This is a genomic window from Lysobacterales bacterium (genome assembly GCA_016721845.1).
GTDB lineage: Bacteria > Pseudomonadota > Gammaproteobacteria > Xanthomonadales > Ahniellaceae > JADKHK01.
Genome location: JADKHK010000013.1, coordinates 2080662 through 2101640, shown reverse-complemented (window position 1 = coordinate 2101640; position 20979 = coordinate 2080662). Strand labels below are relative to the sequence as shown.

Sequence of the window (20979 nt, the reverse complement as noted above, 5' to 3'; positions counted from 1 at the left end):
CGTGACGGAGCGCGCTGATGGCCCTGTACCGGTACAAGGCCGTGGCGCCGACCGGCGAGACCCTGGCCGGGCAGATGGAAGCGGCGTCGCGCGACGAAGTGGTGATGCGCCTGCAGGACGGCGGCAACCTGCCGATCGAAGCGGTCGAGGCCGGGGCGGGTGGCGGCTTCAGCCTCGAACAGCTGTTGCGCCGTCCGGCGATGAACCAGATCCAGATCGTGATGTTCACCCAGCAACTCGCGACCCTGCTCGGTGCCGGGCAGCCGCTCGACCGCGCGCTGCAGATGCTGTCCGAACAGCCCGACAGCGAAGAGGGTCGGCGCCTGGTAGACCGCGTCAAGGAGGCGGTGCGCGGTGGCACCACGCTGTCTTCGGCGCTGGAACAGCAACACGGCGTGTTCTCGCGCCTGTACGTGAACATGGTGCGTGCCGGTGAAGTTTCGGGTTCGCTCACCGACACCCTGAAGCGCATGGCCGAATACCTGGAGCGATCCCGTCAGCTGCAGGGCACGGTGATCAATGCGCTGATCTATCCGTTGATCCTGGTGTGCATGGTGATCTTCGCGGTGATCACGCTGATGGTCTTCGTGGTGCCGAGTTTCGAGCCGATCTTCGAGGAGCTGGGCGACAAGCTGCCGCTGCTGACCCAGATCGTGTTGGCCGTGGCCGGATTTCTCGAGAGTTTCTGGTGGCTGCTGGTGGCGTCGATCGTCGGCTTCATCTGGTGGATGTCGAAGCAGTGGGCGATGCCGGAATCGCGCACCGTCTGGGAAAACCGTCTGCTCAGGTTCGGCAAGATCGGCGAGCTGCTGCAGAAAGTGGAGACCGCGCGCCTTGCGCGCACGCTCGGCACCCTGCTCGAAAACGGCGTGCCGCTGCTGACGGCGCTGTCGATCGCGAAGAACGTGATGGGCAATACCGTGCTGGCGGCCGCGGTCGACGTGGCGGCACAGGACGTCAAGACCGGCTCCGGCCTGGCCTTCGCGCTCGGTTCGACCAAGCGCTTCCCGAAGCTCGCGCTGCAGATGATCGCGGTCGGCGAGGAGGCGGGCGAGCTGGACGGCATGCTGATGAAAGTGGCCGACACCTACGATGTCGATGTCCGCAATACCGTGGAACGATTGATCGCGGCGATGGTCCCTTTGTTGACGGCGGTGATGACGGTGCTGATCGGCTTGATCATGCTCGCCATCGTCCAGCCGATCCTGACGATGAGTACTTTGGTGGAGTGACGAGATGAAGATGCGCAGTTTCAGCGGTGCCCGGGCCCAGGGCTTCAGTCTGGTGGAAATGATCGCGGTGCTGGTGCTGATCGGCATCATCATGGGCGTGGTCGCGCCGAACGTGCTCGATCGCCTCGGCACCGGCAAGGTCAAGGCGACCAAGGCCAAGCTTGCGGCGACCAGTTCGAAGGTCGAGATGTACGCGCTGGACGTCGGCGAAGTGCCGCAGCAGTTGCAGGACCTGATCAACAAGCCGGGCAATGCCGAAGACTGGAACGGACCGTACGTGAAGGAGTCCGATCTGAAGGACGGCTGGAACACAGAATTCATCTACAAGGCGCCGGGCGAGCACGGCGAGTTCGATCTGATGTCGCTGGGCGCCGACAAGAAGCCGGGCGGCGAGGGCAACGATCAGGACATCGGCAACTGGGAGTGAGTCTCGGCGCTGGATGACCGGGATCATGATCATGCGCAGGCGTCGCGGCTTCTCGCTCATTGAAATGCTGGCCGTGCTGACGCTGATCGCGTTGATCGCGGGCGTGGCGGCGGCCGTGATTGGCGGCAACCTCGGCGGTGCGAAAACACGAGCGGCCGTGCGTGACCTGACCGCGGCACTGCGCCAGACGCGCGGCCTCGCGATCGTGAAGGGTGAGGAACGATCGCTCGAAATCGATGTCGAAGCACGTACCTACCGGGTGCCCGACAAGGCGCCGGTGCAATTGCCCGAGGAGCTGCAAATGAAATTGTTGACTGCAGCCACCGAGCAGACCGGCGACAGCAAGGGCCAGATCCGGTTCTTTCCGGACGGCAGTTCCAGCGGCGGCCGCATCACCCTGACCCGCGATCGTCGCGAATGGCGCATCGAAATCGCCTGGCTCACCGGCGAAGTGCGCATCGAGGAAGATCGCTGATGCGTGGCGATGTGCGCCAGCAGGGCTTCACCTTGATCGAGATGCTCGCGGCATTCATGGTGTTCGCGCTCGGGTTCGCGGTGATGATGGACGTCGCCTCCAGCGGCATGCGCAACGCCCGTCGCGCCGCCGAGCAGACCGAAGCAGCACTGTGGGCACAGAGCCTGATGGACGCGGCCGGGATCGATGCCAAGATCGAACCCGGTGCCAGCAGCGGCAAGTTCGACCGGAAATACCGTTGGGACATGCAGGTCAGCGACTGGGAGCCGCCGGCTGACGCCGCGCGCTTCGAGGGGGCTGCACCGCTCGAGTTGTACCGGATCGAAGTGGTGGTGCGGTGGGGCAATGGGCAGACCGAACGCTCCTCGAAATTCGTGACGGTGCGGGCAGTCCAGCCCGGGATCGGTGGTTGATGCGCAGGCGCGGCTTCACACTGATCGAGTTGCTGCTGACGATCCTGCTGCTCGGGATGCTGATCGCCGGCGCCTGGGCGGGCATCACCACGGCGACCAAGGCCGCGCGCAGCGGCGAAGCCTTGATCGACCGTACCAATCGGGTGCGCGTGGCGCAGGAATTCATCCGTCGCCAGATCCGCAACGCCCTGGCCCTGCCGTATCCGGTCGACAAGAGCACGGGCGAAACCCGCACCTTCGAGGGTGACGCCGATGTCATGCGCTTCGTCGCGCCGATGCCGGGTTATCTGAGTCGCGGCGGTGCCTATCTGCAGACGCTGGAATTGCGTCCCGGTCGCGGCGGTGGCCGCGAACTGGTGTTCGCGCACGAATTGCTCAACGGCTATGACCCCGACCAGCACCGTGACGCCGAGCGCGATCCGGTGGTGCTGATCGAAGGCATCCGCAGCGCCCGCTTCGAGTATCGCGGGCTGGACGAGACCGGCAAGCTCGGCGACTGGGAAGAAGAATGGGACGAACCCGGCACGCAACCGGTGCTGGTGCGGATGAAGTTCGACATGGACGCGGACAGCGGTTACGTCTGGCCCGAGATCGTCGTCCCGGTGCTGGCGAACTCGGCCAACGCCGGCTTCTACGACCCCTTCTACGACTCGTTGAAGCCCGGAGGCTGACCGATGCGCTCTGCTTCCCGCGGCATCGCGTTCATCGTGGTCATCTGGGTACTGCTGCTGCTGGCCGTGCTGTTGGCCGGTTTCGCGGTCATCGCCCGGACCGAGGCCTTGCAGGCGCGCCATCTGGCCGAATCGACGCGTGCCCGCTACATGGCCGAAGTCGGGATCTCGCGGGCGATTTGGGAGCTGCGCAATCCGGACCCGCTGACGCGCTGGGCCAGCGATGGCCGCGGCTACGATTTCGAGTTCGAGGGCGCGAAGATCAATGTCGCCGTCCAGGACGAGTCCGGCAAGATCGACCTCAATGCGGTGGACGGACCGGTGCTGCAGCGATTCCTGGTGGCATCCGGACTGGATGAACAGTTCGCCCAGCAAATCGCCGACGCCGTGCTCGACTGGCGCGACGCCGATGATCTGACCCAGCCGATGGGGGCCGAAGATGTCGACTACGAGCGCGAGGGCTATCCCTACGGTGCCGCCGACAACGGTTTCCAGACCGTGGGCGAGCTGCAGCAGGTGATGGGCATGGACTACGAGCTGTACCGCCGACTGGAGCCGGATCTGACGATCTGGGGCGGGTCGGCGCAGCCGAACGCCGGCTCGGCCTCGTTGGCGGTGTTGTCCAGCTTTCCGGGCATGAGCCCGCAAATGGCCGAGCAAATGATCGCGATGCGTTCGCAAATCCAGCCGGGTGACCCGGCCGGGGCCACCCTGACGCTGCCCGATGGCACGCCCCTGCTGACCGGCGGCGGCGGCGTCACCTATACTGTCCGATCCAAAGCCACTCTGGCGAATGGGGCGTGGACCCAGGTGGACGCCACGATCCGATTGGGCGGTGCCGCTGGTGCGCGTGCCTACACCATTCTGCAATGGCGCGAAGGGAGCGCCGGTTGATGCCCGACAATATTCTCAGCAAGCGACTCGCCCGCTGGCGAACCGCTTACCGCAATAGCGGGCTGCGCCGGTTCCTCGACTGGTGGGGCCAGGAACTGGCTGCATTGCTGCCGGAACGCCTGCGTTCGGCCTTGGTCGAGCGGCGTGACGAGTTGCGCGTCGAGCGAGTGGCGGAAGGCGGCTGGACGGTTCGGCGCATCCCGGGTGATGACGCGGCCGACGGCATCGCGCTGCCCGCCGATGCCGCGCCGGAAGACTGGCAGTCCGCAGTCACGCGCTTGCGTGCGCGCAGCGAAGTGCCGGCCGATCTGGTGCTGGTGTTGGCGGGTCGCGGGGTGCTCGAACGGCATTTGTCGCTGCCGCTGGCGGCCGAGGACAATCTGGCCCAGGTGCTGGCTTTCGAGATGGACCGGCAGACACCGTTCAAGCCGGAGCAGGTGCGCTTCGATCACCGCATCGTGCGTCGCGACGTGACTGGCCGACAGATCGGCATCGATCTGCTGATCGCACCGCGTGCCGCCGTGGACGCGGCGCTGGCGCCGGTGCAAGCGGCCGGACTGGCGCTGGACGCGATCGATACGCTGGCCTCCGATGGACGCCGCAACGGCTACAACCTGTTGCCGCAGGAAGCGCGTGGCGAACGGTCGCAACGCGACCGTTTCCTGAACTGGATGCTCGCGGCCGCGGTCGTCGTGCTGGCCTGGACGGCCATGTCGACGTCGATCCGCAATCGCGAACGGGCGCTCGAAGACCTGCAGGCCGAGGTCGACGGCATCAAGGTCGAGGCACGTCGTGTCGGCGCGCTGGAAAAGGAGCTTGCGGAGGCGGTCTCGGGTGCAAATTTCCTGACCGAAATGAAGCAGACGCATCCGGTCGCCATCGACTTGGTGCGCGACCTGACCGAACGTCTGCCGGAAAATACCGCGCTGCAGCGGTTGTCGGTGAATCGCGGCGAAGTGCAGATCCAGGGCGTGAGCGCCGAAGCTTCGGCCCTGATCACGATCCTGCAGAAGTCGACCCTGATCGAAGGACCGGCCCTGCAGGGCGCCATCACGCCGGACCAGCGCACCCAGAAGGAACAGTTCATGATTCAGGCGCGCGCCCGCGTGAAGTCCGCGGAGGGCGCTGATGCAGCTCCTGCCCAAGGCTGAGAACGGTCGCTTCCTCGCGTTGCTGCTGGCCCTGATCGCCGCCGCCGTGGTCTACCTGTTCGGCGTGCACTGGTGGTTCACCGAACGCCATCTCGAGATCGCGTCGGAAATGTCCGACCTGCGCGACCAATATGCGCGCTTCAAGGCCAAGGCCGACCAGAAGCCGCTGATCGATCGCCAACTGGCGGACGTGCGCGAGTTCGAGGCCGGCAATCCGGCGTTCCTGCCTGAAGGCGATTTCGATGCCGCGGCCGCGGGCCTGACCCAGCGTCTGAAGCAGATCGTCAGCAGCCATGCGCCTGATCCGCAGCGCTGTCAGATCATCATGAATCAGTATTCGCGTTCGACCGAACCGGATCCGTTCGAACGCGTGGTCATCAAGGTCCGCCTGCGCTGCGACCTAGAGCCGTTCGCCGGCATCCTCTATGACCTGGAGAGCGCGAGCCCGGTCCTGTTCATCGAAGAACTCGCGATTTTCCGCCAGCAGGGTTATCTGGTGCCCGGACAGAACAAGCTCAGCAATTACCTCGACATCCGCTTCGACCTGTTCGGCTTCATCCGCAAGCCGGGTCCGGCCAAGACGGCGGAGGACCGCAAGTCATGACACCGGCGCGACGCATCAGCATCGGCCTGTTGACGCTGGCCGGCACCTTCGGTGGACTCGATCTGGCGCAGCGCTTCGGTTTGGGCGCGGGTTATGCCCTGCCCGAATCGGTGCGCGGCGAACCGGCGGCGCCACTGACGCTGAAACGCGAGACCTTCAAGCTGGAAGCCTGGGGCGATTATGCGGTCGTGCTGGATCGCCCGATCTTCAACGAGGATCGCAAGCCGACGCCGGTCAGCGCCGATGCGAACGCCAGCGACACGGCGGGGGAGGCGACGGCCAAGCCGCTCAATGCGACCTTGACCAGCATCATCATGACCCCGGACGTGAAGCTGGCCATCGTCAAGAACAATGACACCGGCGAATCCGAGGTCATCCGCATCGGCCGTCCGCTGGCCGGTGAACAAAATGGCTGGAAGCTGGTCGAAGTCAGTCCCCGAGGTGCGACGTTCGAGGGCCAGGGGCTCGGTCGACAGGCGCTCGAGTTGGCCGTGAACGAATCGTCCTCGGGCGTCCAGAAGGTGCCGGCGGCGGGCCCCGAGCCGGCCAAGGATGCGCCGGTTTCGCCGATCAATCAGCCACCAGCGACTGCGCCCGCCGTCGAAAACGATGCGGCGAGCCAGGCACACGCCGAAGAAATCCGTCGTCGCATTGAAGAGCGTCGGCGCCAGTTGCGCGAGGAAGCCGAGCGCATGCGCTCGGAACAGACGAATTGATGGAGTAGAGACGTGCCGAAACTCGTAATCCGAAACCTGACGCTGGCAGGCGTGGCCTTGGTCTGGTCGGTCGCGGCCTGGGCCGACGGCATGCCGTCGGCGCCTGCGCCGACCGAGGCCGAGCAGCCCGCCGTGGGCCAAGTCGCGCAGCCGGTTGCTTCCGGTTCAACCGAGGTTGCCCAACTTCCGGCCGAATTGCCGCCAGCGGTAGTAGCCGAACCGGTACCGGCGGCACCGGCCGCCGCGCAGGAAGCGCCGATCGCGCCTGCCGCCATCGTTCCCGTTCCCGAGCCGAAGGATGCTGCACCGGCGACGACGGCAACACCCCCAGCGGCGATCGCGGTGCCCGAGAACGGCGCGATAGCGACAGTCGACACCGACGAGACGCCGGCTGAGGACTCGCGCCGTGCTGTTGAGCGCGGCACCGGTATCTTCATCAATGAATCTGCTGCAAGTCGGCGTCCACCCGATCCCGCCCAAGGCGGCGATGTCGTCTTCAATTTCGAGGGTGAATCGCTGCAGGCGGTGATCAAGGCCATCCTCGGCGACCTGCTGGGCCAGAACTATGTCGTTGCGCCGGGCGTCCAGGGCCAGGTCACGTTTGCGACGGCCAAGCCGATCAGCATGGACCAGGCGATGGGCGTGCTGGAAATGCTGCTGGCGTGGAACAACGCCACGCTCGTCTACAAGGACGGCCGCTACACGGTGCTGCCGGTGTCGCAGGCGATTCCCGGCAATCTGATCCCGCGCACCGGACCGGCGCTGGAAGCGCGCGGCTATGAAATCCGCGCAGTGCCGCTGAAGTTCATTTCGGCCACGGCGATGCAGGAAATGCTGCAGCCTTACGCGCGCCAGGGTTCGATCATCAAGGCCGACAATACCCGCGCGATGATCCTGATCGCCGGCACCCGTGCCGACCTCGAAGCCTATCTGCAGACCATCGAGATCTTCGATGTCGACTGGCTGGCCGGCATGTCGGTCGGCGTGTTCCCGCTGGAGCGCGTGGAGGCCAGCACGGTCGTGCCCGAGATCGAAAAGATCTTCGGCGAAGGCGGCCCGACGCCATTGGCTGGATTGTTCCGCTTCCTGCCGATCGAACGCATCAATGCCGTGCTGGTGATCACGCCGCAGCCCGATTACCTCGACGATGCCGAGGCCTGGTTGCGCAAGCTCGACCGTGGTGGCAGTGAATCCGGTAGCCAGCTCTACGTCTATTACGTGAAGAACGTGAAAGCGGTCGATCTGAGCGAGAAGCTGACCGAGATCTTTACTGGCCAGACCAGTTCGCGCACGTCGTCGAATGGGCCGAGCGGTGTCGGCGGCGTCGTTCCGGGCGTCGAATCGGTCGAGATCAAAACCTCCGACAACAAGAACAATGCAGCCAAGCCGGCGAGTGCACCGCGCCCGGCCAGCGGCAATGACGGCATCTCGATCGTGCAGAGCGACGAGATCCGCATCACCTCGATCGAAGAGAGCAACGCCTTGATGATTCGCGCCACCCCGGGCGAATACGACTCCATTCTCGGCGCGATCAAGCGTCTCGATATCGTGCCGCTGCAGGTGCACATCGAGGCCAAGGTGCTGCAGGTGGATCTCACCGATGACCTTGCCTTCGGTGTGAAATGGTTCTTCGAAAATGCCAGCAACGGCAGTCCGGAGAGCGCTTACCGCAATGGACGCCGGAGCAATCCGTCGCGCGATGCCTGGAACAGTTTTGCCGGTTCAGCCAGCGGGGCCAATGGTCTCGCTTGGACCTTCCTCAATATCGAGACCGAGGCATTGCTGTCGACCTTGCAGAAGATGACGAACACCCGAGTCCTCTCGGCGCCTTCGCTGGTTGTGCTCAACAACAAGGATGCGTCGATCAACGTCGGCAAGCAGATCCCGGTCGTGAGCGCGGTCTTCAATCCCTATGGCGTCAATTCCGGATTGGGCACCGACAACGGAACCGGCACCAACACGGGCGGTGTCACCGGCAACTACAACCAGAGCTACGTCCAGTTCCGCGATACCGGCATCAAGCTTGATGTCACGCCGCGCGTCAATCCGGGTGGATTGGTCTATCTGGAGATTTCGCAGGAGGAAAGCACTCCCGAAGGTACGGCGGATGCGACCGGCAACGTGGCCGTGAACCAGCGCACCATCGACACCGAGATTGCCGTTCAAAGCGGGCAGACCGTGCTGCTTGGCGGACTGATTCGCGAAACTACTGGCGAATCGAACTCCGGCGTTCCCGGACTGAGCCGAATTCCACTGATCGGCAAGCTCTTCGGGAGCTCCGGAAAAAACTATCTGCGCCAGGAGTTGCTGGTGCTGATCACGCCCACTGTAATCGATAGTGCCGAGTCTGCTCAGGCCCTGACCGACGATTATCGCGAACGCTTCAAGGGCCTGAAGCCGCTGCTCAAGAAGTTGCCCTGAAGCCCGAACCACAAGAGGATCACGACATGAATCAAGCCATCAATCTGCGTGTACTGGCCGCCGCCGCAGCAATTGCTTTGTTGTCCGCTTGCGCATCCGCGCCGGCGACGAAGACCGAGAGTTCGGACGCCACGGCAGCGCCGATTGGCAACGACACCAATGCGGTTTCCGAAGACCCGACGGCGCCGATCGAGCGCCGCGTGACCGACCGCTGGAAGTTGTTGGTGGCCGGCGACGCCGCTCGCGCCTATACCTACCTGACCCCCGGTTATCGCCAGACTGAAACCGCAGCCCAATACGCCGATTGGCTGAAGGCCCGCCAGATCAAGTGGACTGCCGGCAAGTACATGGATCGCCAATGTGACGACGCCAGCACGTGCACGGTCAGTGTGCAAATCGTGGCGGAAACCAAACTGCCGGGAATCCCCGGCGTGCAGGAAGCGTCCTCCGTCATCGAGGAGAAATGGTTGCAGTTCGATGGCGTCTGGTACCATCTGCCCAAGAATGCTCGATAAGGTGGCTTGCATTGATCCGAGCCTTCCTCTAGCATTACGATTGCTGTTGCGTAGCTCTGTTCCTTGGCGGCCGAAGAAGCTGATCAGGACGAGTCAGTCGCAAGCAAAAGCCCTGTGGTCAAATTTAGGAGTGTTGTGATGAAAAAGAACGCCCTGACGAACGCGGTCATCGCGGGCATCGCCGGTGTGGCGGGCATCGCGAGCGTCGCCAACGCCGTGAACCTGAACCCCGATGGCCTCGGCCAGGTTCTGATTTACCCCTACTACACCGTCAACGGTGGCAACCAGACGCTTGTGTCGATCGTCAACACGACGGAACACGGCAAGGCAGTCAAGGTCCGCTTCGTTGAAGGCCGTAACAGCCGCGAAGTACTCGACTTCAACCTCTACCTGTCGCCGTATGACGTGTGGACGGGCGGCGTGTTCTCCATTACCGCTACCGGTCCGGCGAACCTGACGACCAACGACAACAGCTGCACGGTCCCGGCGATCAAGACCAACACGACGCTGCCGATCAACAACGGCCTCCGTTATGTCGCCTTCCGTAACTTCCAGTACAACAACCTGGTTGCTTTCGGCGGTTCGAACTTCAATGACGCCGGCCCGAATGGTCTGGATCGCACCCGCGAAGGTCATCTTGAAGTCATCGAAATGGGCATCGTGCTGAATGCAGCCAACGGCTACGCCGAAGGCAGCCTGGCCGCGATCACCCATGACGGCCTCGGTATTCCGGACAATTGCCCGCAGGTCGTGACGGCCTGGACGAACTCGAGTTCGGCGGCCGATTACTGGAGCGAGTCGAATGGTGCAGCTGACGTCGTTGCTCCGACCGTCGAAAACGGTGGTGGCGGCCTGTTCGGCGCAGCCGCGATCGTCGACTTCGCCAACGGCACGCAGCTGACCTACGCGCCGGACGCGATCGATGGCTTCACCGTGACCCGTCTGCATCGCGCTCCGGGTACCACGCAGCCGTCGCTGGCCGACGCCAACTTCCCGACCTCGTCGGGTGCTGACGCGACCGTGTTCGACAACGGCAGCCTGGTCCAGACCTCGCACTCGCCGGCTAACGCCATCGATGCAGTCTCGGCCGTCTACATGCACGACGCGATCTTCAATGAATACGCCGTGCTGAAAGACAGCACCGGTACGCCGATCCTGGCTTCGGAATGGGTTGTGACCTTCCCGACCAAGAACCGCTACGTCGACAAGCCGTCTCCGGCCATCGTTCCGTTCCAGAATGTGTTCGCCGGTTCGCCGGACGGCGCAGGTAAGGCACCGGTCGATATCCGTCTGGCTGTCTACAACCGTGAAGAAGACGACGGTTCGTCAGATTGCTTGGATGGCGGCGAAGATGGTTGCGTCGACTTCTCGCCGACGCTGCCGGGCACCATCACCACTCCCCAGCTGTATTGGGAAGCGCAGGTCGTGACCTTCGACCAGCCGAGTGGTTTTGATGCGACGTTTGCCATCACTGGCGAAACGCTGGTTCTGGGCTCGAAGCTCGCTGCCAACGTTCCGGTCGGCGACTACGGCTTCACCGAAGGCTGGATGAAGATGCGCTTCTGGGACGACTCTGCCGCCCCGATGAACCTGCACCTCAGCCGTCCTGACGCGAACGGTACCCGTTACACCGGTATGCCGGTCACCGGTTTCTGGGCTGAAAACACCCAGACCACCAGCGTGCTGGCGAACTTCGCCGGTATCTGGCGCCACAAGGCTTCGCGCTGCGTGGTTCCGAGTGGCGCGACTGCCGCTATTGCTTGCCCGACGACCCCCGTCGCTCCGTAATTGAGCGAAGTTGGAAGTCATGAAAAGCCCCGCTTCGGCGGGGCTTTTTTTTGGGGGAAATTGAAGCGAATGGGTGATGGGCTCCGCTGGGGGATGCGGTGCCGAAATGCGTCATTCGACTGAATCGACCGATGGCGCCCAGCCATTGGTGCTTGCAATAAGTTGATTCCCCTTGACTCCTGCTAATGTTCGCTTAACTTTCAACTGCTATGATCTCCCCAGATCAGAGAGGTAACACATGAATATTCGCGCAAAAGCCCTTGTATTGCTGGCGTTTTGTGGCTCCGCTACGGCAGGAGACCTTGTCCTGAAGCTCGGCACAGCCGGCAATTATCGTTATCACCGCATTCCAGTCACCGGCAGCGTGACGGTTAGTCCGGCCACCGGCGACATCACGGTTGACCCGGTCGCCGATGTCGGCACATCCAGCGATGGTTGGTGCCCGGCGGGGCAAGTCCAGGTGGGTGCGCCGGCATTTACTTCGCCGTTGACGCCTAGCTCGGCGTCCCTCCCGTTCGGCGGCGGATCCGTGACCTTGAGCTGGACGGTGACGGGTACCCCGACACCGACTTGCACCGCGTCCTCCAGCGGCATCAGCGGTTGGAACGGCAACAGTGTCACCAGTCCGACCACCATCAATCTGACGGCCTCGGGCAGCTACTCGTTCTCGGTGACCTGCACCAACTCGGTCAGCTCGACAACGAGCTCGACGGTATCGGTCAACGTTGCCACGCAGACGATTCCGCCCAACACAGAGTGCACCAATCGTCCTCCGCCGACGGGACTGCTCCTGCAGAGCTCGATGGTCAATTACAATCAGGGCGGTACGCTGAATCAGCAGAACAGCGAGTTCCCGCTCAACAGCACAATCAGCCTGACCGGCTACGTGCCTTTGATGGGTGATCATTTCAACTCGCCCAGCGAAGTTGCGCGCTTGTTCCTGGACGCAGGCAAGTATGCCGCGATGAGCTTCACGACGACTGGCGCAAATGCTTCGATCGGATCGACCGGCGGCATTTCGTGGGCGGCGGCCTCTGCGGCCACGTTCTCGGCGCAAATCAGTCCGTGCCCCGGCGACTTCGATTGGGTGGTTGACGCCAACTGCAAAGCCAGTGGCGTGGAAACCGGCGGCATCACTTGGAAAATCGGGACGAAGCCTGCCAGCAATCCCGGCTGGTACTGCTATCTGGATCCGAACAAGACCTACTATCTGAACGTGGTCGCGGCGGATCATGGAACCTGGACGACCAACACCTGTGCGGCTACCTATTGCACGTGGCTGGTTGCGGTGGGAGCTAACTGATGCGGTTGATCGTTCTTGTCATCGCTGCGCTGTCGTTCGGCGCAGCGCGGGCAGATGAGTTGGTCGCTGCAGCAAGCGCTCCGCAGCAAGAGGACTATCTGATCGCGAAACAAGGGAAGGCGGACGTATGGGCCATCGACGTCGACGCGCACTTGGCGTCGATGCCACCCAAGGAGCGGCCAGCCTTCATTGACAGCCCAAAGCGCATCCAGCAACTGCTCAGCCACTTGCTGTTGCGCCGCAATCTCGCCATCGAAGCGCGTGAGTTGGGTTTGGACAAAGACCCGATCGTTCAGCGTGAGCTGATGCAGGCGGCAGAAGTGGTCTTGATGCGCCATCAGCTGGACTATGTTCGCGAGCACACCGCGGTGCCGAATCTGGAGCAGCTCGCGAAGGAGAAGTACCTCTCCAATCGCGATGGATACAAGACGCGTGAGACCGTGACGGTCGCGCATATCCTGCTCGACACCAGCAAACGTACCGAAGAGGAAGCCAAGGCCCTGTTGCAGCAGTGGAAGGCCGACATCGCCGCCGGCAAAGCCACCATCGAAGATTTGGCGAAGGCCAATTCCGACGATCCGGGCGTTGCCAGCAACAAGGGTCTGTACGAAAACTATGATCCGAACAACTTCGTTCCGGAGTTTGCCGCGGCCGTGCATGGTCTCGCCAATCCCGGTGACTTGTCCGAACCCGTCAAGACCGAGTTTGGCTATCACCTGATCCAGTTGCGCAGTCGCATCCCCGGCAAGCCCTACACCTGGGAAGAGATCAAGGAACAAATGGTGGCGAACGAGCGCGAGAACTTCCTTCGCAAGGCGCAGGCGGATCACGTCGACAAGCTGAAGTCGCTTCCTGTCGAAGCGAGCGAGGAGAGCGTGGCGCCGTTGCGTGAGCGCTACGGCAAGATCGAGATGGCTCCGGCGGCCGCCGCACCTGCGCCGTCTGAGCCGGAGCAGACCGACGCCAAGTAATCCGGTCCGAGGCGGGGAACAGACGGTACTCGGCGCTGTCTGTTCCCGGATTGCACTTCCGCCTGGATTGCGCGAATTGGAGCGATCCCTTTGAACTCAAGACAGCTCGCGCTGGCGTTGCTCGGTCGTGAATTGCGCGAGCGTTACCTGAGCACGCTCGGCGGTCTGGCCTGGGTGCTGATCACGCCGGTGTTGCTGTTGGCGATCTACGCCTTTGTGTTCGTGGAACTGCTGGGTGCGCGCTTCGGTAATCGCGTCGGCGGTGACGTGATCGCGTTTTTGGCCATCGGCATGTGGCCCTGGCATGCATTCGCCGACTCACTGTCGCGCGGCACCACGGCGCTGAGCGGAAACGCTGCCTTGATCGGCCAGATCGCAATCCCGCGCGGCTGGCTGGTGCTGGTCCCGACCTTGGGCGCCGCGCTGATACATACCGCTTCTTTCGCACTGGTCGTCGTGATGTTGACCCTGATGGGCAAGACGGTGCTCGGAATGGGCTGGTGGACCGCACTGGCCGCCTATCTGATGATCGTGTTGAACGCGTCCGCGCTGGGCATGGTGCTGGCGCCCTTGAACGTGTTTTTCCGCGACGTCGGCACCTTGTTGCCGCAGGTCCTGACGTTCTGGATGCTGCTGACGCCGATCTTCTTCGATCGAAGCACGCTGCGCCCCGATCTCGGGCAATGGCTGGCATTCAACCCGATGACCGGCCTGATCGAGGCGCTGCGGGCCGGACTCCTGCACGGCGAGACGAACCTGTCCGCATTTTGGGGGCCAGCGGTCTTCACCGGAATGCTGGTCTTGTTTGCGACACTGACGGCGCGCCGCTTCCTCGCCCGCATCGAGGATTTCCTGTGAGTGGCGACGACGTGCTGCTGGCCGTGCGCGCGGTCGGCAAGCGCTATCCGCGCGTGCATCGGCGTCGCGACCGCATCAGTTCAGTCTGGGATGCCATTCTCGGTCGACCGTACCGGCTGCACACGCAGATCCTCGATGACATCGGCTTCACCCTGCGGCGCGGCGAATCGCTGGCACTGATCGGCGAGAATGGTGCCGGCAAATCCACCCTGCTGCGGATGATCTGCGGCATCGCCGAACCCAGCACCGGTTCCGTGCAGTTGCATGGCAGTGTTGCACCCTTGCTGGAACTCGGTGCCGGCTTTCATCCGGACTACAGCGGCCGCGACAACATCCGCATGAATGCGCTCCTGCTGGGCATGGCCGCCGGCGACATCGAGTCCAAGGTGCAGCAGGTGATCGAGTTCGCCGAGCTCGGCGATTACATCGATGAACCGGTGAAACACTATTCCTCCGGCATGAAGGTCCGACTCGGATTTGCCGTCGTCGCATCGGCGAAACCGGACCTGCTGATCACAGACGAAGTGCTCGCGGTCGGCGACGAGTCCTTCCAGAAGAAATGCATCGCCTGGATCGAGGGCTTCCTGCGCGAAGGCGGCACGCTGCTCCTCGTCAGCCACAGCATGTACCACGTGCAGAAGCTCTGCAAACATGCGCTCTGGCTGCATCATGGCCGCGTCGAGGCCTATGGCGACGTGTTCGAGGTCAGCCAGCGCTATCTGGCCTGGCACGAACGCAAGTCGGCCCAGCAGCGCGCCGAGGCGCGACAGGCGACGGCGACCGGTGACTATGCGGTCACCGAGGTCGCGATCAACGGCGAGCCGCTGGACGTGCCGGTGGTCCTTCCGATGCAGGCCCTGCTCGATGTCGACGTGACCGTGTACAGCGCCGATGGCCGTGTCCCGGTGCTGGCCGTGGGTCTGAAACGCCATGACGGTACGCCGGTGTACGGCGTCTCCAGCGAACTCGAAGGCGTCACGCCGATCCGGATCGGCGAACGCACATTTCGCTTCTCCATCCGCTATCCCGATCTGGCCTTGCTGCCCGGCACGTATGTCGTGGCTTTGCACGCAATGGATCCGGAGGCGATCCGCCTGTTCGACACCGTTGAGCGCACGATCGTCGTGACCGGGCGCAGCCGTGAGGTCGGCTTGGTTCGTCTCTCGCACCATTGGCATCGCGCGTGACCGCGATTCTGGTTCCGGTCTACAACGCGATCCACGAGACATCGGCCTGCCTCGCGGCCTTGGCGCGCGCCGTCGACGCCGACACCGAGGTGTTGCTGATCGACGACGCTTCGACCGATTCCGCGATCGTGCCCTTGCTTGACGCGTTTGCCGCTTCGCGCCCGCGCACGCGACTGCTGCGCAATCTGCATAATCTCGGTTTCGTCGGCAGCGTGAACCGCGGACTGGCGGAGACCGAGGGCGACGTCCTGCTGCTGAATTCCGACACCGTGCCGACGCCCGGATTCCTGGCGCGCATCGCGTCCTGCGCCGCGACCGATCCCCGCATCGCTTCGGTCACGCCGTTCTCGAACCATGCCGAGATCTGCTCGTTCCCGCTGTTCTGCCTGGCCAATCCGGTGCCAGCGGACGTCGATGCCTGGGCCGGCGCGTTTGCAGTCGAGGAAGCGGTGGCGGTGGACTTGCCGACTGCAGTCGGTTTCTGCATGTGGATGCGGCGCGCCGCGATCAATGCGATCGGCGACTTCGATGCGGCCACCTTCGGTCGTGGCTACGGCGAAGAGAATGACTGGTGCCAGCGTGCGGCGGGCCATGGCTGGCGCAATGTGTTGTGCCCGTCGGTCTACGTCGCCCATGTCGGACATGCGTCATTCGCAGCGACCGGTGAGCGCCCCGGCGGAGAGAACCTGAGGCGCTTGGCCGCGCGTTATCCCGGCTACAATGCGCGGGTCGCCGACTTCATCGCCCGCGACCCGCTGGCCGAACTTCGTGCCCGGGTTGCCGCCCGGCTTGACCTCGCCGCGACTTGAGCGCGCGCGCCACCTGCAGCCAAGGAATCCGTTGTGCCAGAAATGCCCTTCACCGGTGAACGCTTCACGCCCGAGTGCGTGCGCGAGATCTGGTATGAACATGTGCATCGTTATGCGTTGGCACGCCCCATTGCTGCCGGCAAGCGCGTGCTCGACATCGCCTGCGGTGAAGGCTATGGATCGGCGATCCTGGCACCGGTCGCGCGCACGGTAACCGGTGTCGATGTCAGCGCCGAAGCGATCGCGCATGCCCGATCCCGCTACAGCCTGTTGCCGAACCTGAGCTTCCGCGAAGCTGACGCCACCCGCTTCGACGCCGGTGCCGAGCGCTTCGATCTGGTGCTGTCGTTCGAGACCCTGGAGCATGTCGAGGCTCAGGATGGCCTGGTCGGCGGCATCGCGGCCGCCCTTGCCGAGGGCGGTTGCGCGCTGATCTCTTCGCCCGACAAGGCGGTCTACAGCGACGCCACCGGTTACCAGAACGAATTCCACGTCCGCGAGTTGTATCGCGATGAATTGCTCGCCCTGTTGTCGCGACACTTTCGTTGCGTGCGGCTCTATGGACAGCGACTGATGTTCCACTCGACCGTCTGGTCGCTGGACGGGCCGCGCACGCATGCCGCGATGCAGACCGCGCACGCCGATGGCCGCTACGACAACGACGCCTGCGCGCCGCCGATGTATTTCATCGCGGCCTGCGCGCAGCGCGAAGCCGACTTGCCGGCGCTGCCGGGCCTCGCGTTGTTCGCCGACGCAACCGAGTCGGTCTACGACGACTATCGGCAGGAAACCCGCCGCAACATGCGCGCCCGCGTCGTGCTGGCCGAGCAGGACGCTGCGTTGGCCGAGGCGCGGGCCGCGCTTGAACAGGCGCGGACGCGCATCCTGGAACTCGAATCCGCCGTTGCGGCCAGTGCGCGCAGGTCCTCGCGCTTCTGGCCCTTCGGCCGTCAATGACGGACCCGCAGGCCATGGAATTCAGCTTCGATTTCGATGTCACCCCCAAGCCGAGGATCGACCCGAACGCGACCCTGTTCGCGACTGTGCCCGGGCAGGTCGCCGACCTCGGCAATGGCGAGTGCATCTTCCGGCCGCGTCACGAAGACGCGCCGCACGTGATGACGCACCAGGTGCTCGCGGCGCTGGATCGCTGTCGCGAGTTCCGCAGCGCCGACGAACACGTCGAGGCGATCCGCCAGGCGACGCCGGGTGCGCCGGTCGACGGCATCCGCCGGGTCTTCAACGGACTGGTCGAACGCGGGCTGATCGTCGCCGCCGAGGATTTTGCGTCGCATTACATCGAAGCGGCCGCCAGCGCGCCGGGCCCGGCCGAGGCCGGTGGCCTGTACGTTCGCGCCTGCGATCGTCCCGCGCAATTGCAGCGATTGCTCGAGTCCCTGCACCAGCACACGCAGTGGGGGCACGCGGCGCAGGCGCTGACCGTGGTCGACGACTCGCGCTCGCCCGAGGCCGCAGCGACGCAGGCGCGACTGTTGCGCGAGCAGGGCGAGCGCAGTGGTGCCAGCGTGCGCCATGTCGATGCGAACGCCTGGCTGCGCATTCACGACACCCTGGCAGCAGCCGTGCCGCAGCATCGCGGTGCGCTTGATGACCTGATCGGGCGCAGTCGCGACGGCAAGCCGCGCACCGGTCCGGGCCGTGGCTGGAATCTGTCGCTGCTGCTCGGCGCCGGTCGCCGCATCCTGTTCGGCGACGACGACTTCGTGCTGCCGCTCAAGTTGCATCCGGACCTGCAGGATGGCATCGAGTTCGAGGCGCACGAGATGTCGACGGTGCGCTTCTACACCGATACCGAGACCGCGATGGCCAGTGGTCATGACGGCGACTTCGATTTGCTGCAATGGCATCTCGATCTTTGCGGTGCGCCAGTCGGTCGAGCCTTCGAACAGGCGTCGCATCTGGTGCCGACGCGCGAGCAATGGCGGCGCATCGCGCCGTCGCGGCTGCCGCGCCTGGTGCCGGAGGCGCGGATTGTCGCGACCATGAACGGTCACCGCGGCCATAGTGGCTCAGTGTCAAGCGACTGGATGTACTTGCTCGATCCGGCCAGTTCGCATGATCTCTACCAAGACCGCAACCGCTATTTGCGGGTGATCGAATCCGGCAAGGTCTGGATGGGGCCGGATCGCGCGACCACGATGATCTCGACGCCGTTCACGCCGTTCGCGCAGGACCTGTCGCGGCTGCCGGCGTTTGTTGCGCCGGACGAGCGCGGCGAAGATGGCACCTTCGGTGCGATCACGCGCATCCTCGATGGCACCTCCTGTGTGCTGCACCTGCCGACCAGCATCGGTCACCTGCGCGACAGCGAGCACAAGTTCAACGCACCCGGCAGCGGCGCGGTCGCGCGCAACTTCAACTACTTCCTGGTCGATTTCCTCGCGCGTTGCGAGGACGACCTGTTTGCCGGCACGCCGCAGGCGCGTCTTGCCGCGACTGCAGCACGGCTCGACGATCTTGCGGCCGCAACCGATCGCGATTTGCTGCGCATGCTCAGCGACTATCTCCAGGCGACCTACAGCGGACACATCCAGCGACTGCAATCGGTCGCGAACGCGGCCGGTCCGAAGGCGCCCGTCTACTGGATGGCAGACCTTCAGTCCGTGGTCAAGGCCAATGCCAAGGCCCTGTTGTATGACGGTCCGCCGCGCCTTGCCGGCTGGCCGGTCGATCTGGATGCGGCGGGGTGCGCGGCCCACCTGCGCCGTGACCTCCAGCGCTTCGCGGCGATGATGCGGGCCTGGCCCGAGATCTGGCAGGCGGCGCGCGATCTGGGCGGTCGCGGTCGATTGGTGTGATCCGCACGTGACCGGCATCGCGGTCATCGTCGTTGCGCACGATAGCGGACCGCTGCTCGCGCAGTGCGTGACCCGCGTGCTGGTCGATGCCGCCTGTCGCGAAGTGCTCGTCGTCGACAACGCCAGCCGCGACGGCGCCCTCGACGCCGTGGCTGTGCTGGACGATCCGCGCGTGCGGATCGAGCGCATGGGTCACAATGCCGGTTTCGCGGCGGCCTGCAATCGCGGCGCCGCCTTGAGCGCCTCGCCCTGGCTGCTGTTCCTGAATCCCGATGCCCTGGTCGAGGCCGATACCTTGACGCGGCTCCTGGAGATCGCTCAGCGGCAACCCGACATCGGCCTGTTGGGTGCCGATGTCCGCGATGCGAGCGGTCAGCGCGAAGCGGCCGCGCGCCGCCGTGATCCGACCTTGGCGCGATTGTGGGCAACCCAATGGGCGCGGCTGCCCGGCGGCCGCGCATGGGCCGCGCACGGGCTGGAACTGTTGCCGCGCGACGAGGCCTTGAGCGTCGTCGACGCGACTTCCGGGGCATTGATGCTGATGCCGCGCGAACTGTTTCGCCGCATCGGCGGTTTCGACGAAGGCTATTTCCTGCATGCCGAGGATCTCGACCTGTGTCGCCGAGTGCGCGATGCCGGTCGTCAGGTCGTGGTAGCGAACGCCGTGCCGGTGATGCACGTGCAGGGCACATCGAGTCGGTCGCGGCCGTTCTTCGTGGTCTGGCACAAGCATCGCAGTCTGTGGCGCTACTTCGTGAAACATGAACGCCTGCACGCATGGACGCCACGCGGTGCCCTGTTGTTGATGATGCTCGGCGCGCGTCTGCTGCTGCAGTTCGGCGCGCGGCTGATCAGGCGGCGTTGAGCGCGTCGTACATCGCGCCGATGCCAGCGGTGGTGCGCAGGATCAAGCCGCTGGTCGGGTTGGGATGGGCAGCGCCGGCGCTCAGGCCGTGCTTGCCGAGGAAGCGGTCGGCGTAGACGGACCAGCGCTCGTCGAACAGTCCATCGGAGTCGTGCAGCAGATGCAGGTCCTGGGCGACCCCGACGGCATGGCCCTGGCGATGGCAGGCGTAGCTGAAATCGATGTCGTACAAATGGAAGGCGTCGAAGCGTTCGGCGTCGAAGCGCACCTGCGACCAGACCGGTCGGCGCACGGCGATGAAGACGCCATCCAGCAATTGTGCCGGCACGTGCGCGGCATCGATGCCGCAGAGCGTGGCGGCAATGCGGCCGTCCGGCAGCGGATAGCTGACCTGCGCGCGACCACTGCTCGGCCCGCCCCACAATGCCGACGGGCCATCGACCCGAGTCGCACCGGCGGGGCCGAACACATCGAATCGCTGCATGGCGGTCGCGACCCGCGCCGCGAAATCGTCGCGCAGGAAGCGGATGTCGTCGTGGCAGAACACGATCCAGTCGCCCTGCGTCTTCGCCGCGCCGCGGTTGTAGGCCTCGGCCAGCGAGCGCGCGTCGTTCAGCACGATCAGCTCAAGCGCGGGCCAGCCCGCGAATGTGCGCGCGATCTCGGCACGGAAGCGTGCCTCAATGTCCGGCTTGATCGAACAGCAGACGATCGCGAGGCTAGGCAGGTCCGGCGGCATCGGCAACCGGGTTTCAGGGCCGGCCACGCGCATCGCTCGATCCAGCAGGCGTCCGCACAACCCTGGCTGTTCCGGATGCAGCGCGGCCTCGCGCTTCAGTGCCGACAAGGCCGCGTCCATC

At 64.4% G+C, this 20979-nt stretch carries 20 protein-coding genes; 19 read left to right on the top strand and 1 reads right to left on the bottom strand.

The window, feature by feature from the left end:
• Positions 1–17: 17 nt before the first annotated feature.
• The 19 genes from IPP28_16955 (at position 18) to IPP28_16865 (ending at position 20119) form a co-directional block, all read left to right on the top strand.
• Complete coding sequence (locus IPP28_16955; protein ID MBL0042688.1) at positions 18–1232, top strand: type II secretion system F family protein; 1215 nt, start codon at positions 18–20, stop codon at positions 1230–1232.
• Positions 1233–1236: 4 nt separating this feature from the next.
• Positions 1237–1659, top strand: a complete 423-nt coding sequence (gene gspG, locus IPP28_16950) for a type II secretion system major pseudopilin GspG (GenBank protein MBL0042687.1) — start codon at positions 1237–1239, stop codon at positions 1657–1659.
• 31 nt (positions 1660–1690) lie between these two features.
• Entirely contained in the window at positions 1691–2134 is a 444-nt protein-coding gene (locus tag IPP28_16945; GenBank protein ID MBL0042686.1) for a GspH/FimT family pseudopilin, read from the top strand.
• A complete protein-coding gene (locus tag IPP28_16940; protein MBL0042685.1) occupies positions 2134–2547 on the top strand; it encodes a type II secretion system protein in 414 nt (137 codons plus the stop codon). The genes IPP28_16945 and IPP28_16940 overlap by 1 nt, the downstream gene beginning before the upstream one ends.
• Positions 2547–3218, top strand: a complete 672-nt coding sequence (locus IPP28_16935; protein MBL0042684.1) for a prepilin-type N-terminal cleavage/methylation domain-containing protein — start codon at positions 2547–2549, stop codon at positions 3216–3218. Before IPP28_16940 ends, IPP28_16935 begins: the two co-directional genes overlap by 1 nt.
• Before the next feature lie 3 nt (positions 3219–3221).
• Positions 3222–4112, top strand: coding sequence for a general secretion pathway protein GspK (locus IPP28_16930; GenBank protein MBL0042683.1), 891 nt, complete (start codon positions 3222–3224; stop codon positions 4110–4112).
• Positions 4112–5263 carry a PilN domain-containing protein gene (locus tag IPP28_16925; GenBank protein ID MBL0042682.1) on the top strand — a complete coding sequence of 384 codons (1152 nt, stop codon included), beginning with the start codon at positions 4112–4114 and terminating at the stop codon, positions 5261–5263. Before IPP28_16930 ends, IPP28_16925 begins: the two co-directional genes overlap by 1 nt.
• Positions 5241–5867 (top strand): hypothetical protein, encoded by a 627-nt coding sequence (locus IPP28_16920; protein MBL0042681.1) that lies wholly within the window; start codon positions 5241–5243, stop codon positions 5865–5867. The genes IPP28_16925 and IPP28_16920 overlap by 23 nt, the downstream gene beginning before the upstream one ends.
• Positions 5864–6583, top strand: a complete 720-nt coding sequence (locus IPP28_16915; GenBank protein MBL0042680.1) for a hypothetical protein — start codon at positions 5864–5866, stop codon at positions 6581–6583. The genes IPP28_16920 and IPP28_16915 overlap by 4 nt, the downstream gene beginning before the upstream one ends.
• Before the next feature lie 12 nt (positions 6584–6595).
• A complete protein-coding gene (gene gspD / locus IPP28_16910; GenBank protein ID MBL0042679.1) occupies positions 6596–9004 on the top strand; it encodes a type II secretion system secretin GspD in 2409 nt (802 codons plus the stop codon).
• 26 nt (positions 9005–9030) lie between these two features.
• On the top strand, positions 9031–9519 hold the full coding sequence (locus tag IPP28_16905; GenBank protein ID MBL0042678.1) for a hypothetical protein: 489 nt from the start codon (positions 9031–9033) through the stop codon (positions 9517–9519).
• A gap of 63 nt (positions 9520–9582) precedes the next feature.
• Positions 9583–11307, top strand: coding sequence for a hypothetical protein (locus IPP28_16900; protein ID MBL0042677.1), 1725 nt, complete (start codon positions 9583–9585; stop codon positions 11305–11307).
• Positions 11308–11545: 238 nt separating this feature from the next.
• Positions 11546–12610 carry a hypothetical protein gene (locus tag IPP28_16895; GenBank protein MBL0042676.1) on the top strand — a complete coding sequence of 355 codons (1065 nt, stop codon included), beginning with the start codon at positions 11546–11548 and terminating at the stop codon, positions 12608–12610.
• Positions 12610–13581, top strand: a complete 972-nt coding sequence (locus tag IPP28_16890; protein ID MBL0042675.1) for a peptidylprolyl isomerase — start codon at positions 12610–12612, stop codon at positions 13579–13581. The genes IPP28_16895 and IPP28_16890 overlap by 1 nt, the downstream gene beginning before the upstream one ends.
• A gap of 683 nt (positions 13582–14264) precedes the next feature.
• Entirely contained in the window at positions 14265–15626 is a 1362-nt protein-coding gene (locus IPP28_16885) for an ABC transporter ATP-binding protein (GenBank protein MBL0042674.1), read from the top strand.
• Positions 15623–16435 carry a glycosyltransferase family 2 protein gene (locus IPP28_16880; protein ID MBL0042673.1) on the top strand — a complete coding sequence of 271 codons (813 nt, stop codon included), beginning with the start codon at positions 15623–15625 and terminating at the stop codon, positions 16433–16435. The genes IPP28_16885 and IPP28_16880 overlap by 4 nt, the downstream gene beginning before the upstream one ends.
• A 33-nt stretch (positions 16436–16468) precedes the next feature.
• Entirely contained in the window at positions 16469–17392 is a 924-nt protein-coding gene (locus IPP28_16875; GenBank protein MBL0042672.1) for a class I SAM-dependent methyltransferase, read from the top strand.
• Positions 17393–17406: 14 nt separating this feature from the next.
• Positions 17407–19254, top strand: coding sequence for a hypothetical protein (locus IPP28_16870; protein ID MBL0042671.1), 1848 nt, complete (start codon positions 17407–17409; stop codon positions 19252–19254).
• A gap of 7 nt (positions 19255–19261) precedes the next feature.
• A complete protein-coding gene (locus tag IPP28_16865; GenBank protein MBL0042670.1) occupies positions 19262–20119 on the top strand; it encodes a glycosyltransferase family 2 protein in 858 nt (285 codons plus the stop codon).
• Here IPP28_16865 and IPP28_16860 read toward each other — a convergent pair.
• Positions 20106–20978, bottom strand: a complete 873-nt coding sequence (locus IPP28_16860) for a glycosyltransferase (GenBank protein ID MBL0042669.1) — start codon at positions 20976–20978, stop codon at positions 20106–20108. The two genes, IPP28_16865 and IPP28_16860, sit on opposite strands and share 14 nt — an antisense overlap.
• Position 20979 lies beyond the last annotated feature (1 nt).